Here is a 15,813-nt window from a genome sequence, read left to right as displayed (position 1 = left end):
GACGACGAGAAGTACATGGAGTACCTGAAGCGGGTGACGACCGAGCTTCGGCAGACCCGTCGCCAGCTTCGCGAGGCCGAGGGCAGGGACCAGGAACCCCTCGCCATCGTCGCGATGAGCTGCCGCTACCCCGGCAGTGTGCGCACTCCGGAAGACCTGTGGCAGCTGGTCGCCGAGGGGGGAGACGCCGTCTCCGACTTCCCGGTCGACCGGGGCTGGGACGTGGACGCGGCCTACGACCCGGACCCGGGAAAGCCCGGCTCGATCTCCGTGCGCGAAGGCGGCTTCCTGCACGACGCGGGGTACTTCGACCCGGCGTTCTTCGGCATGAGCCCGCGCGAGGCGCTGGCCACCGACCCACAGCAACGCCTGCTCCTCGAAGTGGCCTGGGAAGCCTTCGAACGCGCGGGCATCGACCCCGCCTCGGTGCGCGGCGCCAACGGCGGAGTGTTCGTCGGCGCCGCCACCTCCGGGTACGGCGTCGGCGTGTCCGACCTCCCTGAAGGCGTACAAGGGCTGCTCCTCGCCGGCAACGCCACGTCCGTGGCCTCCGGTCGGATCGCCTACACCCTCGGCCTGGAGGGCCCGGCCGTCACGGTCGACACGGCGTGCTCTTCGTCGCTGGTCGCCCTGCACTGGGCCTGTCATGCGCTGCGTCGCGGCGAATGCGATCTGGCGCTGGCCGGCGGGGTCGCCGTGATGTGCACCCCGGCCATGTTCTTCGAGTTCAGCAGGCAGCGAGGCCTCGCGGCGGACGGCCGTTGCAAGCCGTTTTCCGACGATGCGGACGGTACCGGATGGTCGGAGGGCGCCGGCATGCTGCTCGTCGAGCGGCTCTCCGACGCGCGGAAGAACGGCCATCCGGTACTGGCCGTCGTCCGGGGTACGGCCATCAACTCCGACGGTGCGTCCAACGGCCTGACCGCACCCAACGGTCCCTCGCAGCAGCGGGTGATCCGGTCCGCGCTGTCCCGGGCCGGACTGACGCCGAGCGAGGTCGACGCCGTCGACGCCCACGGGACGGGTACCTCGCTGGGTGACCCCATCGAGGCCCAGGCCCTGCTCGCCACATACGGAAAGGACCGGGCGGGCAACGGGCCGCTCAGGCTCGGCTCGCTCAAGTCCAACATCGGCCACACCCAGTCGGCGGCCGGCGTCGGCAGTGTCATCAAGATGGTCATGGCCATGCACCACGGCACACTGCCCAAAACCCTGCACATCACCGAGCCGTCCCGGCACATCGAGTGGACGGCCGGAGACGTCGAGGTGCTGACCGAGGCGATGCCCTGGGCGCCGGACGGACACCCGCGCCGCGCCGGGGTCTCCTCGTTCGGCATCAGCGGAACCAACGCCCACGCCATCATCGAGGAGGCACCGGCGGCCGAGGACACCCCGGCACCGGAGGAGGACGGCGAGCCTGTCCGGTCACTCCCCCTCGTGCCCTGGGTGGTGTCCGCCCGTAGCGCGAACGCTCTGCGTGCACAGGCGGCGCAACTGCTGGCACGGGTCACGAAGGACGAGCTGGACCTGACCGATGTCGGTCACTCCCTGACGACCACCCGGACCGCGTTCGAACACCGCGCCGTGGTCCTCGCGGAGGACCGGGCCGCGGCCCTGCGTGGCCTGGAGGAACTAGCCACCCACGGCCCCGACGGTGCGAGTGCCGACGTGGTACGCGGCCGCACGACGCGAGGCGCCACTGCCTTCCTCTTCACCGGACAGGGCACCCAACGCGCCACTATGGGACGGGAGTTGTACGCGGCATACCCCGCGTTCGCCGCGGCGTTCGACGAGACCTGCGCACTCCTCGACACTCACCTGGAACGACCGCTGCAGGACATCCTCTTCAGCGAGGAAACCGACGCCGACACCGACACCGACGCCGACACCGACACCGACGCTCTGCACCGGACCGCATTCACCCAGCCCGCGCTCTTCGCCGTGGAAGTGGCGCTCTGTCGCCTGGTCGAATCCTGGGGGATCAAGCCCAAGTATCTGGTTGGCCATTCCGTCGGTGAGTTGGTGGCTGCGTATGTGGCGGGGGTGTGGTCGCTGGAGGATGCGTGCCGTCTGGTGGCGGCGCGTGGGCGGTTGATGCAGGCGTTGCCGGCGGGTGGGGCGATGGTATCTCTCCAGGCCACCGAGGCCGAGGTGTTGCCGCTGCTGGAAGGCCGTGAGCGGCGGGTGAGTATTGCCGCGGTGAACGGTCCGAACTCGCTCGTCATAGCCGGTGAGGAGTCCGCGGTCGCGGACATCGCCGGGCGTTTCGAGTCCGAGGGGCGGAAGGTCAAGCGGCTCCAGGTCAGCCATGCCTTCCACTCGCCATTGATGGAGCCGATGCTCGACGAGTTCCGCGCGGTCGCGGAGAGCGTCGTGTACGAGCAGCCGCGTCTTGCGGTGGTCTCCAATGTGACCGGTGAACTCGCCACGGCGGAGGAGCTGACGTCTCCTGACTACTGGGTGCGGCATGTCCGTGAGGCCGTCCGCTTCGCCGATGGAGTCCGCTGGCTCGCAGAACACGGTGTGACGCGGTTCCTGGAACTGGGGCCGGGGGGCACGCTCACCGCGATGACACAAGCCTGCCTCGCGGACTCGGACGACGAGGAAACGGAGCGGGTGTGCCTCGCCTCCATGCGGGCGGACCGGCCGGAGACCACCTCTCTGATGTCGGCGGTGGCCGGCGCCTTCGCGACAGGCACACCGCTCGACTGGGCTGCGTTCTTCGCCGGTACCGGGGCACGCCGGGTGGATCTGCCCACGTACGCGTTCCAGCGCGAGCACTACTGGTTGGAATCCACGGCCGCGGCGACCGAGCGGCCCGCGCGGTCGGTGGTGGACGGCTGGCGGTATCGGGTGGAGTGGAAGCCGCTGGTGGCGGAGTCGAGTGGGGTGCCGGCTGGGCGTTGGCTTGCGGTGGTGGTAGCTGGGGACGTGTGGTCCGAGGCTGTGGTGGAGGGGCTTTCGGGGTGTGGTGTGCGGGTTGAGCGGGTGGAGTGTGCCGTGGACCTGGAGCGTGGTGGGTTGGCTGCGCGGTTGGGTGCGGTGGCTGGGGCGGCCGGTGGGGAGCCGGTTGCTGGTGTGTTGGTGGTGGGTGCGGCGGATGTGGTGCGTACTGCGGTGGTGGTGCAGGCGTTGGGTGATGCGGGTGTGGGTGGGCGTGTGTGGGTGGTGACGCGGGGGGCTGTTGCGGTGGGTCGGTCGGATGGTGGTCCGGATCCGGCGGGGTCGGCGGTGTGGGGTTTGGGTCGGGTGGCGGCTTTGGAGTTGCCGGATCGTTGGGGTGGTCTGGTGGATCTTCCGGAGTTGGTGGATGGCGGGGTGTCGGGCCGGCTAGCTGGTGTGCTGGCGCATGGTGTTGAGGACCAGGTGGCGGTGCGGGCGTCGAGTGTGTTCGGGCGGAGGTTGGCGCACGCCCCGGCTCCCGGCGAACCGGCTGATGGTTGGCGGCCGCGGGGGACGGTGTTGATTACGGGTGGTACCGGCGCGCTGGGTGCCCATGTGGCGCGTTGGGCGGCTGAACGCGGTGCCGAGCATGTGATCCTCACCAGTCGTCGGGGCCTGGAGGCCCCTGGCGCGTCGGAGTTGGAGTCGGAGCTGTCCGCGCTCGGGGTTCGGGTGACGGTGGCGGCCTGCGACATCGCGGATCGGAACGCAGTCCAGGAGTTGCTGTCCGGGTGTGTGGTGGATGCCGTGGTTCATGCGGCGGGTGTGGTGGATTCCGTGTCGTTGGGTGAGGCGGATGCGGAGCATTTTGGTGAGGTGATGGGGGCGAAGGTTAACGGTGCTGTGGTGCTGGACGAGGCCCTGCGCGATCGGGTGCTGGATGCGTTTGTGGTGTTCTCGTCGGTTGCTGGTGTGTGGGGGAGTGGTGGTCAGGGGGCGTATGCGGCGGGGAACGCCTTTGTGGAGGGGTTGGTTGAGGCGCGTCGTGCGCGGGGTGTGGTGGGTTGTGCGGTGGCGTGGGGTCCGTGGGCCGGTGGCGGTATGGCTGGTGTGGAGGGTGCGGAGGAGCATCTGCTGCGTCGTGGGTTGAAGGCGTTGGATCCGGCGTTGGCGGTGTCGGCGTTGGAGGCGGCGGTTGGTGCGGGTGAGGGTTCGGTGGTGGTGGCGGATGTGGAGTGGGAACGGTTCGCTCCGGCGTTCACCAGTGCCCGTCCGAGTCCGTTGCTGGAGGATCTGCCGGAGGTGCGGGCGGCGTTGGCTGCCGGCGCCGCTGGTGAGGGTTCTGGTGTAGTGCGGGGGCGGTTGGCGGGGCTGTCGGTTGTGGAGCGGGAGCGGGCGCTGCTGGAGCTGGTGCGTACTCACGCCGCAGCGGTCCTCGGCTACCACAAGCCGGAATCGCTGGAAGCGCGGTGCGCCTTCCGGGACTTGGGCTTCGACTCGCTGACCGCCGTGGAGTTGCGGGGCCGGTTGAACACCGAGACCGGCCTGCGGCTCCCTGCCACGGTCGTCTTCGACTATCCGACGCCGGTCGATCTGGCGCGTTACTTGGGCAATGAGCTGTTCGGGACCGGGACGGACGCGGCATCTGATCTGCCGGTGATGGCATCCACCGCGGACGATCCGGTGGTCATCGTCGGGATGAGCTGCAGGCTTCCCGGTGGCGTGGCAAGCCCTGAGGACCTGTGGCGGCTGGTGGCCGGGGCGGAGGACGCAATCTCCGAGCTTCCTCATGACCGTGGCTGGGACCTCGATGCTCTCTATGACCCGACCCCGGGACAGCCCGGGAAGAGCTACTCGCGCCATGGCGGATTCGTCAGCGGGGTTGACCGGTTCGACCCGGCGTTCTTCGGTATCAGCCCACGTGAAGCGGTCGCGATCGACCCGCAGCAGCGGCTGCTGCTGGAGACCTCCTGGGAGGCGCTTGAGCGTTCCGGCATTGATCCGCAGACGTTGCGGGGGAGCCGGGCCGGGGTCTTCGTCGGTTCCAACGGCCAGGACTACCCCGCCCTGCTGCTGAGCACACCAGAAGGTCAGGACGGCTATCTCGGTACCGGGAATGCGGCAGCTGTGGTGTCGGGTCGGGTGTCGTATGCGCTGGGTCTTGAGGGGCCGGCGGTGACGGTGGACACGGCGTGTTCGTCGTCGCTGGTCGCCTTGCATCTGGCGGTGCAGTCCCTGCGCTCGGGCGAATGTGATCTGGCGCTGGCCGGCGGTGTGACCGTGATGTCGACGCCGGGGGCGTTCATCGAATTCAGCCGGCAGCGCGGCCTTGCTGCTGATGGCCGCTGCAAGGCGTTTTCGGACGCTGCGGATGGCACTGGTTGGGCCGAGGGCGCTGGTGTGCTGGTGGTGGAGCGGCTGTCGGATGCCCGGCGTAACGGGCACCGGGTGTTGGCGGTGGTGCGTGGCAGTGCGGTGAATCAGGATGGTGCGTCGAATGGTCTGACGGCGCCGAATGGTCCTTCGCAGCAGCGGGTGATCCGTCAGGCGCTGGCCGGTGCGGGACTCTCGCCGTCGGATGTGGACGCGGTCGAGGCACATGGCACGGGGACGTCGCTGGGCGATCCGATCGAGGCGCAGGCGCTGCTGGCGACGTACGGTCAGGACCGCGAGCCGGACCGGCCGTTGTGGCTGGGGTCGGTGAAGTCGAACATCGGTCATACGCAGGCGGCCGCGGGCGCGGCCGGTGTCATCAAGATGGTGCTGGCGTTGCAGCACGGCATCCTGCCGCAGACTCTTCACGCTGATGAGCCGTCGTCGCATGTGGACTGGTCGGCCGGCAACGTGCGGCTGCTCACCGAGGCTGTGGCGTGGCCGGAGGGGGAGCGGCTGCGTCGGGCCGGGGTGTCGGCGTTCGGTGTGAGCGGCACCAACGCGCATGTGGTGATCGAGCAGGCTCCGGTGGAGGAGAGCGCGCAAGCCCGGCCGGTGGGCGGTGTGGGTGTGGTGCCGTGGGTGGTGTCGGCGCGGAGTCGGGAGGGGCTGCGGGCGCAGGCGCAGCGGTTGTTGGCGCATGTGGAGGCGCGGCCTGAACTCGGCGCGCCGGAGGTGGGGTTTGCCCTGGCCACGACGCGTTCGGCGTTTGAACACCGGGCCGTCGTCCTCGGCGCCGAGCGCAGTGCGCTGGTTGACGGACTCAGGGCCCTGGCCACAGGGGGCGAAGCCGCTTCCGTGGTGAGCGCCCTGGCCGCGCCCGAAGCGCGACTGGCTCTGCTGTTCACCGGGCAGGGTGCGCAGCGGTTGGGGATGGGCCGGGAGCTGTATGACGCCTTCCCGGTGTTCTCCGATGCTTTTGACTCCGTCTGTGCGTACTTCGACGGCGAGTTGGCGACTCCGTTGCAGGACGTGGTGTTCGGTGACGAGGTCGAACCGCTCAATCGGACGGGGTTCACTCAGCCGGCGTTGTTCGCGGTGGAGGTGGCGCTGTTCCGGCTCGTCGAGTCGTTCGGCATCCGTCCCGACTACCTCATGGGTCATTCCATCGGTGAGTTGGTGGCCGCTTATGTGGCGGGCGTGCTGTCGCTGGAAGACGCGTGCCGGCTCGTGGCGGCCCGTGGCCGGTTGATGCAGGCGTTGCCGGTGGGTGGGGCGATGGTGTCGCTTCAGGCGTCGGAGGGCGAGGTGTTGCCGCTGTTGGAGGGCCAGGAGCAGCGGGTGAGTGTCGCCGCGGTGAACGGTCCGCGGTCGGTCGTGGTCTCTGGTGAGGAATCCGCGGTGGCGGAGATCGCCGGGCGTTTTGAGTCCGAGGGCCGGAAGGTGAAGCGGCTCCAGGTGAGTCATGCCTTCCATTCCCCGCTGATGGAGCCGATGCTCGACGAGTTCCGTGCCGTCGCGGAAAGCGTGTCGTACGGGGAACCCCGTATCCCGGTGGTGTCGAATCTGACCGGCGAACTCGCCGCACCACAAGAACTGACGTCCCCTGACTACTGGGTGCGGCACGTCCGGGAAGCGGTCCGCTTCGCCGACGGAGTGCGGCGGCTGGAGCAGCAGGGCGTGACCCGGTTCCTGGAGATCGGGCCGGACGGCACTCTCACCGTCATGGCACAGGGCTGCGTCGACGGTGACATGGATGCGGATCCGGACGCGGGCCATGTCCTCATCCCCACCCTGCGCGGCGACGATCGCGGGGAGATATCCGCGGTGCTCTCCGCCGCCGGGCGAGCATTCGCCCACGGCATCGCCATCAACTGGCAGACCGTCTTCCCCACCCCCACCCCCACTCCCACTCCCGCCCCCACCCCCGTCACCCCCGTCACCCCCGTCGACCTCCCCACCTACGCCTTCCAGCACCAGCGCTACTGGCCCCGGTTCACGGGCCTGCCGGCCGGGGATTTCGGTTCTGCCGGGCTGGTGTCCGCGCGGCACCCCTTGCTGGGTGCTGCCGTCTCCCTGGCCGGCAGCGTGGGCGGCACGGGCGGTACGGACGGCTTGGACAGCGTGTACGGGTCGGCCGAGGGCGGCGCCGTGGTGTTCACGGGGCGGGTCTCCGCAGCGGCCCAGCCCTGGCTCGCCGAACATGTCGTCTCGGGATCGATCCTGCTCCCCGGCACCGCCTTCCTGGAGCTGGCCGTCCGTGCCGGGGATCAGGTCGGCTGCGGGCAGGTGGAGGAATTGACGCTGCAGGCGCCGCTGGTCCTGCCGGAGCGGGGTGCCGTACAGCTCCAGGTGGCCGTCGGGGCCGCGGACGAGACCGGGCGCCGGACGCTGAACGTCTACTCCCGGCCGCAGGATGCGCAGGCCGACCAGCCATGGGTACGCCATGCCGTCGGCGTACTCGCCATGGACGGCGCGGCGCCCGGGGCGGACCAGTCCCAGTGGCCGCCCGCCGGTGCGGAGCCCGTCTCCGTCGACGGGCTGTATGAGGGGCTGGCGGCAGCGGGGTTCGGCTATGGGCCGGTCTTCCGTGGTCTGTGTCAGGTATGGAGCCGCGGTGACGAGTTGTTCGCCTCGGTCGAACTTCCGGAGAGCGCCGCCCCCGAGGCGGCCGGCTTCGGGCTGCACCCGGCGCTGCTGGATGCGGTGCTGCACGCACTCGGACTCGTGGAGTCGGACCGGGCGGACGAGGGCCGGACGGACGAGAGCCAAGGCAGGCTGCCCTTCTCCTGGTCGGGGGTGACCCTGCACGCGTCCGGGGCGTCGGTGCTGCGTGCCCGGCTGTCCGTGAACGGTCCCGACTCGGTCGCCCTGGAGCTGTCCGACGCCTCGGGCGGACCCGTCGCGACGATCGACTCCCTGGTCCTGCGGCCGGTGTCGGCCGACGGGATCGCCCAGGCCAGGGCGGGCGGGCAGGACACCGCGCTGCACACGATGGACTGGATCCCGCTGCCGGAGCGTTCCGGGGCCGGCGGGCCCACTGTGCCCGCGGTATCCGTTGATGCGGTCGTCGACGTCTGCGACGGCGTCGGCGGCCGGCTCGACGGGTCCGCGATCGGCGCGCCCGTATACCCGGACCTCGTGTCGCTTCCCCGGGACGGGGTGCCTTCCCACGTCCTGCTGCGGCTGGACGCTCCTGATGGTGACCCGGCCGCCGCAGCGCACACCGCGACCCATCGGGCGCTCGCGCTGCTCCACACATGGCTGGCCGAGGAGCGGTTCGCCGCGGCCCGGCTGGTCGTCGTCACCCAGGGCGCGGTCACCGTGGACGAACGGCGACCGGACCCGGCGCTGGCCGCCGTGTGGGGGCTCGTCCGGGCGGCGCGTTCGGAGCACCCGGACCGCTTCACGCTGGTCGATCTGGACGGGGCGGGCGAGTCCCTCGCCGTGCTCCCCGCCGCACTCGCCTGCGACGAGCCCGAACTGGCGGTACGCGCCGGGCAGGTGTACGTCCCGAGGTTCAGCAGGCACGTACGGCCGGATGCGCTGCCGGTGCCCGGGGAGAGCGGGGCGTGGTGCCTGGACATCGCGGAGAAGGGCACGCTGGCGAACCTGCACCTCGCCGAAGTGCCCGCAGCACAGGCCGAGTTGGGTGCGGGGCAGGTGCGGATCGCGGTGCGTGCCGCCGGTCTGAACTTCCGGGATGTACTGAACGCACTCGGTATGTACCCGGGTGACGCCGTGGCGCTGGGGATCGAGGGCGCCGGAGTGGTCACCGAGGTCGGTCCGGGAGCGACCGGGTTCTCCCCGGGCGACCGGGTCATGGGGCTGTTCACCCGGTCCTTCGGTCCGCTCGCGGTGGCCGATGCGCGCACCCTCGCCCGCATACCCGAGGGCTGGTCGTTCGCGCAGGCGGCGTCGGTTCCGGTGGTGTTCCTGACGGCCTACTACGCCTTGGTGGACCTGGGGGAGCTCCGGGCGGGCGAGTCCGTGCTGGTGCATGCCGCCGCGGGCGGTGTGGGGATGGCCGCGGTGCAGCTGGCGCGGCACCTGGGTGCGGAGGTGTTCGGTACCGCGAGTCCGGGGAAGTGGGGGACGCTGCGCGGCTCGGGTCTGGATGAGGCGCATATCGCCTCCTCGCGTGAGCTGGACTTCGAGCGGTCGTTCCTGGAGACGACCGGTGGCCGGGGTGTGGATGTGGTGCTGGACTCCCTGGCGCGGGAGTTCGTGGACGCCTCGCTGCGGCTGCTGCCGCGGGGCGGGCGGTTCCTGGAGATGGGCAAGACCGACGTTCGTGACGCACAGGAGGTCGCGGCCGCGCACGAGGGCGTGCGCTACCAGGCCTTCGATCTGTTTGACGCCGGTCCGGAGCGGATCGGGGAGATGCTGACGGCACTCGTCGGCCTCTTCGAGCAGGGCGTGCTGCGGCCCCTGCCGCTCACCGCGTGGGACGTACGGAAGGCCCCCGAGGCATTCCGCCACCTCAGCCAGGCCAAGAACGTCGGCAAGGTCGTGCTGACCATGCCGGTGCCCCTCGATCCGGAGGGAACGGTCCTGGTCACGGGCGGGACGGGTGGTCTGGGCGCGCTGGTGGCCCGGCATCTGGTGGCCGAGCACGGGGTCCGCCATCTGGTGCTGTCCAGTCGCCGGGGTCCGCGGGCTCCGGGCGCCGCCGCGCTGCGCGACGAACTCACCGCCCTCGGCGCCGAGGTCACCGTCGCTGCCTGCGACACCGCTGATCGCGAGGCGCTGCGCGGGCTGCTCGGCTCCGTACCGGTGCAGCATCCGCTCACCGCGGTCGTGCACACGGCCGGGGTGCTCGATGACGGTGTGCTGTCCTCGCTGACGCCCGAGCGGCTGGATACCGTGCTCGCGCCGAAGGCGGACGCGGTGAGCGCACTGCAGGAGCTGACCCGGGACGAGGACCTGGCCGCGTTCGTCGTCTTCTCCTCCGTCGCCGGAATGTTCGGCGGCTCGGGGCAGGGCAACTACGCGGCGGCGAACGCCTTCCTGGACGCGTTCGCCCAGGCCCGGCACGGCATCGGCCTGCCTGCCACCTCACTCGCGTGGGGTCCGTGGGCGCCCGGTGCGGGGATGACCGGCGAGCTGACGGATGCCGATCTGCAGCGCATGGCGCGTGGTGGCATGGTGCCGTTCACGGTCGAGCAGGGCATGGCGGCGTTCGACGCCGCATTCCGTACGGCTGAACCGGTGTACGCCCCCGTGCGGCTCGACCACGCGGCGCTGCGGGCACCGCACTCCGCGCCGCCGGCCCTCCTGCGTGGTCTGGTGACCGGGTCCGCCCGGCGCTCGGCTGCGTCGGCTGCCGCCGGTGACGCGGCGGAGAGCCTGCGGACCGGGCTGGCCGCGCTGCCGGCCGCCGAGCGGGAGCCGGCGGTAGTGGAACTCGTCCGTGCGCAGGTAGCGCTGGTGCTCGGGCACACCGGCCCCGACGCCGTCGAGCCCGCACGGGACTTCCGCGGTCTGGGCATCGACTCGCTCACCGCCGTCGAGCTGCGCAACCGGCTGGGCGCCGCGACCGGTCTGCGGCTGCCGGCGACGCTCGTCTTCGACTACCCGTCGCCGGTGGCGCTGGCCCGCCATGTGTGCACCGAGCTCTTCGGAGCCGGCGAGGCGGCTGCCGCCCCGGTCGCCGTGGCAGGGCAGCCGGCAACCGGGGAGGAGCAGCTCGCCATCGTCGCCATGAGCTGCCGGTTCCCAGGAGGGGCGGGCAGCCCGGAGGAGTTCTGGCGGCTGCTGGCCGACGGCGTGGACGCGCTGTCGCCCCTGCCGGCCGACCGGGGCTGGCAGACCGGTGACGACGCGGCCTGCGTCGAGGGCGGATTCCTCCACGACAGCGGTGACTTCGACGCGGACTTCTTCGGCATCTCACCGCGTGAGGCGGCCACCATGGACCCGCAGCAGCGCCTGCTGCTCGAAATCTCATGGGAGGCACTGGAGCGGGCCGGCATCGACCCGGCGGCGCTGCGCGGCAGCCGCACCGGGGTGTTCGCGGGGACGAACTACCAGGGCTACGGCTCGGCCGCACACACCCTGCCCGAGGGCAGCGAGGGCCAGTTGCTCACCGGCCATGCCACCAGTGTGACGTCCGGCCGGGTCTCCTACGCCTTCGGCCTCGAAGGCCCCGCCGTCACCGTCGACACGGCGTGCTCGTCGTCGCTGGTGGCGCTGCATCTGGCCGCACAGGCCCTGCGGCTCGGGGAGTGCGATCTCGCCTTCGCGGGCGGGGTGACCGTGATGGCCACTCCGGGGGCCTTCGTGGAATTCGGCCGGCAAGGGGGGCTGGCGGGCGATGGGCGGTGCAAGGCATTCGCCGACGACGCGGACGGCACCGGCTGGGGCGAGGGCGCGGGAATCGTCCTCGTCGAGCGGCTCTCGGACGCGCGGCGCAACGGACACCCGGTGCTCGCCGTGCTCCGCGGGTCCGCGGTCAACCAGGACGGGGCGTCCAACGGTCTGACCGCCCCCAATGGCCCCTCCCAGCAGCGGGTCATCCGGGCGGCACTGGCCAACGCCGGACTCGATGCCCATGAGGTGGACGCGGTCGAGGCACACGGCACCGGGACGTCGCTGGGCGATCCGATCGAGGCACAGGCGCTGATCGCCACCTACGGCCAGGACCGCGAGCCGGACCGGCCGTTGTGGCTGGGTTCGGTGAAGTCGAACATCGGGCACACACAGGCGGCCGCGGGTGTGGCGGGTGTGATCAAGATGGTGCTGGCGCTCCAGAAGGGCGTACTGCCGCGCACGCTGCATGTCACCGAGCCCTCTTCCCACGTCGACTGGTCGGCCGGCGAGGTGCGGCTGCTGACCCGGCCCGTGGAGTGGCCGCAGCGCGAACTGCCGCGCCGGGCCGCCGTGTCCTCGTTCGGGATCAGCGGCACCAACGCGCATGTGGTGCTCGAACAGTACGGGGCGGCAGACGGTGGACCCGCCGAGGGAACCTCTCCCGACAGCGGTCGGGCCGACACCGCCCGCGCCGGACAGGACGGGCCCGGCGGTCAGCCGGGGCCTGTCGTCTGGCCGCTGTCCGCCCGGTCCGCCGCCGCACTCCGCGACCAGGCGAAGCGGCTGCGCGCCCACCTCACCGACCGCCCGGACCTGCCGGTACACGATGTCGGGTACGCGCTCGCCACCACCCGGGCCGCCTTCGACCACCGGGCGGCGCTGATCGCCGAGGACCGGGAGGCGTTCCTGAAGGGCCTGGCCGCGCTCGCCCGCGGGGAGGACTCGGCGGAGCTGGTGCGCGGGCGGGCGGACACCGGCGGAAAGCTCGCCTTCCTGTTCAGCGGCCAGGGATCCCAGCGCGCCGGCATGGGACGCGAGCTCTACGAGCGGTTCCCCGCCTATGCGACGGCGTTCGACGAGGTCTGCGCGGAGTTCGACCGCCACCTCGAACGGCCGCTGCGCGACCTCGTCTTCGCGGACGAGGGCACGCCCGAGGCCGCGCTGCTCGACCGCACCGCCTACACCCAGCCCGCACTGTTCGCCGTGGGGACGGCACTTCACGCGCTCGTCGGATCGTGGGGGATCAGGCCCGATGCCCTGATCGGCCACTCCATCGGAGAGCTGACCGCCGCGCATGCGGCCGGGGTGCTGACCCTGCGGGACGCGTGCCGGCTGATCGCTGCCCGCGGGCGGCTGATGGAGGCACTGCCGGAGGGCGGCGCCATGATCGCCGTACAGGCCGCCGAGGAAGAGGTGCTGCCCCTGCTGGAGGGCCGGGCGGACCGGGCGGGGATCGCCGCGGTGAACGGGCCGTCGGCCGTCGTCGTCTCCGGCGCCGAGGACGTGGTCACCGAGATCGCCGGAGAGCTGGCCGAGCGGGGACGAAAGACTAGGCGTTTGCGGGTCAGCCATGCGTTTCACTCTCCCTTGATGGAAGCGATGCTGGAGGAGTTCGGCGAGATCGCGCGGGGTGTGCGCTATGCACCGCCGCGTCTGCCCGTCGTCTCCAACCTCACCGGGGAACCGGCGGCCGACGCCGACCTGACCTCGCCCGCGTACTGGGTGCGGCAGGTGCGGGAGGCCGTCCGCTTCGGTGACGGCATCCGCCGCCTGGAGGCCGAGGGAGTACGGACGTATCTGGAGCTGGGGCCCGACGGCGCCCTGGCGGCCCTGGCATGGGAGAGCCTGCGCGAGCCCGATGAGGACACCGCCGCACTCCCCGTCCTGCGGCGCGAACGGCCCGAGGCACACAGCGCCCTGCAGGCCGCGGCACGATTGCAGGTGCGCGGTCTCGGGACCGGGCCCGCCGCGCTGTACGGCGAGGGGGCGCGCCCTGTCGAGCTGCCCACCTACGCCTTCCAGCGCCGCCGGTACTGGCTGGAGCCGGCCGGTCCGCAGACCGGGACGGTCCCGGCGCGGACGGTGGACGACCAGTTCTGGACCGCGGTGGAAAACGCCGACCCGGGCGAACTGGCCAAGCGTCTCCACCTGGCCGGTGACGCCCCGCTGAGCGACGTACTGCCCGCGCTGTCCTCGTGGCGCGCTGAGCAGCGCGAACGCACCGTCGCCGACGGCTGGGAATACCGGGTCACCTGGCGGCCGGCCGCCGATGCCCCGGCTCCCGTGCTGTCCGGCACCTGGCTGCTCGCCTTCCCCGCGGGCCGCGGCGGCCGTGCCTGGGAGACGGCGCTCGCGGCCGGGCTCACCGCCCATGGTGCGGCCGCGGTCATCCCGGTCGAGATCGACTGCGGCCACGCCGACCGCAGGTCGCTCGGCGACCAACTGGGCACACTGCTGGGCGAGTCCGGCCCGGTGGACGGGGTGCTGTCACTGCTGGCCACCGACGAGGAGCCGCATCCGAGCCGGTCCGCCACGCCCGGCGGACTCGCCGCGACGCTGGCCCTGGTCCAGGCCCTCGATGACCTGGGCTCCGCCGCACCGCTGTGGTGCGCCACCACCGGCGCCGTGGCGGTGCGGGAGCGCGAGGCCGTGCCGTGCCCCGTACAGGCCGCGGTCTGGGGCTTCGGGCGGGTCGCCGCGCTGGAGCAGCCGCAGAGCTGGGGCGGTCTGGTCGATCTGCCCGCGGAGCCCGATGAGCGGGCCGTGGAGCGGCTCTGCGCGGTACTGGAAGCCGGTCCGGGCGAGGACCAGGTCGCCGTACGCGGCTCGGGTGTGTTCGTCCGGCGGCTGGTCCGGGCCCGGACCGGGGGCACCGGACCCGGCACCGAGGAGCCGTGGGCGTGTGCCGGGACCGTCCTGGTCACCGGAGGCACCGGTGCGCTCGGCGCACACATCGCCCGCCGGCTGGCCGACCGGGGCGCCGAGCACCTGATCCTGGCGGGCCGACGCGGCCCGCAGGCCCCGGGCGCGGCCGAACTGCGAGCCGAACTCACCGCCCGCGGAACCCGGATGACGGTGGTCGCCTGCGATGCCGCCGACCGTGAGGCGCTGGCACGGCTGCTGGCCGAGCATCCCGTCGATGCCGTGTTCCACGCCGCGGGTGTGCTCGACGACGGGCTGATCGCCGGGCTCGACGGTACGCGCCTGGACGCCGTGCTGCGGTCCAAGATGGCAGCCGCGACACACCTGCACGAACTGGCCGACGAACGGACGCCGTTGGTGCTGTTCTCGTCCTTCGCCGGTACGACGGGGGCGACCGGCCAGGCCAACTACGCCGCCGCCAACGCCTATCTGGACGCCCTCGCCCAGCACCGGCACGCCCTCGGCCTGCCGGCCACCTCCCTCGCCTGGGGGCCGTGGGCCGGCGCCGGCATGGCGGCCGGAACCGCAGGTGACGAGCGACTGGCAGAGCGCCTCACCCGGGGCGGTATGAGCCCGCTCGACCCGCGGCTCGCGGTCGACGCGCTGGAGCGGGCACTCACCCGCGGCGACACCACGCTGACCGTTGCCGATGTGGACTGGGCGCGGTTCGTACCCGGCTTCACGTCGGTGCGGCCCAGCGCGCTGTTCTCCGACCTGCCGGAGGCCCGGTGGGCAGTCCCGGAAAGCGAGTCCGCTGACAGTGACCGGCCGGGCGGTCTCCAGGCACTGCGCGCGCAGTTGGCCGGGCGGAGCGAGGCGGACCAGGAACGCGTCCTTGCCACCCTTGTCCGCACCCATGTCGCCGGCGTCCTCGGGCATGACTCGGTGGACGCGATCGACCCGAAGCGGGCGTTCAGCGAGCTGGGCTTCGACTCGCTCATGGCCGTCGAGCTGCGCAACCGGCTCGGTCTCGCCACCGGCACCCAGCTGCCCGCCACGCTGCTGTTCGACCATCCGACCGCTGCGGCCCTCGCCCGCCATCTGCGGACGCAGGTCGCGGCGGGGGGCACGGCCGGGGCGCTGCCCGCGCTCGCCGAGCTGGACCGGTTGGAGGACGTGCTGGCCGACGTGGCGCAGGACGATCCGCAGCGGGCCAGGATCGCCTCCCGGCTGCAGTTGCTGCTCGCGAAGTGGCACGAGCAGGAGGACGCCGACGCGGCGGCGACGGACGACGCCGGGGTGAGCGACCGGATCAACTCCGCCACCGCGGACGAGATCTTCGACTTCATCGACAACGACCTCGGCATGTCATGACTCGGCATGTCA

1 protein-coding gene is annotated in these 15,813 nt (G+C 71.8%); it reads left to right on the top strand.

Features of this window, described 5'->3' with window-relative positions; genetic code table 11:
* The first annotated feature begins 15 nt into the window (after positions 1 to 15).
* A complete protein-coding gene (locus SLV14N_RS02390) occupies positions 16 to 15,801 on the top strand; it encodes a type I polyketide synthase (RefSeq protein ID WP_369292827.1) in 15,786 nt (5,261 codons plus the stop codon).
* The last annotated feature ends 12 nt before the right edge of the window (positions 15,802 to 15,813 follow it).

This window comes from Streptomyces sp. Je 1-4 4N24 (assembly GCF_026239515.1).
GTDB lineage: Bacteria > Actinomycetota > Actinomycetes > Streptomycetales > Streptomycetaceae > Streptomyces > Streptomyces nigrescens.
The sequence above is the reverse complement of the archived record's forward strand: the minus strand, read 5'-3'. Positions and strand labels throughout refer to the sequence as shown.

Coding starts and splice junctions, on each gene's coding strand:
- SLV14N_RS02390 (WP_369292827.1), top strand. CDS start 16: ATGGAGTACCTGAAGCGGGTGACGACCGAGCTTCGGCAGACCCGTCGC.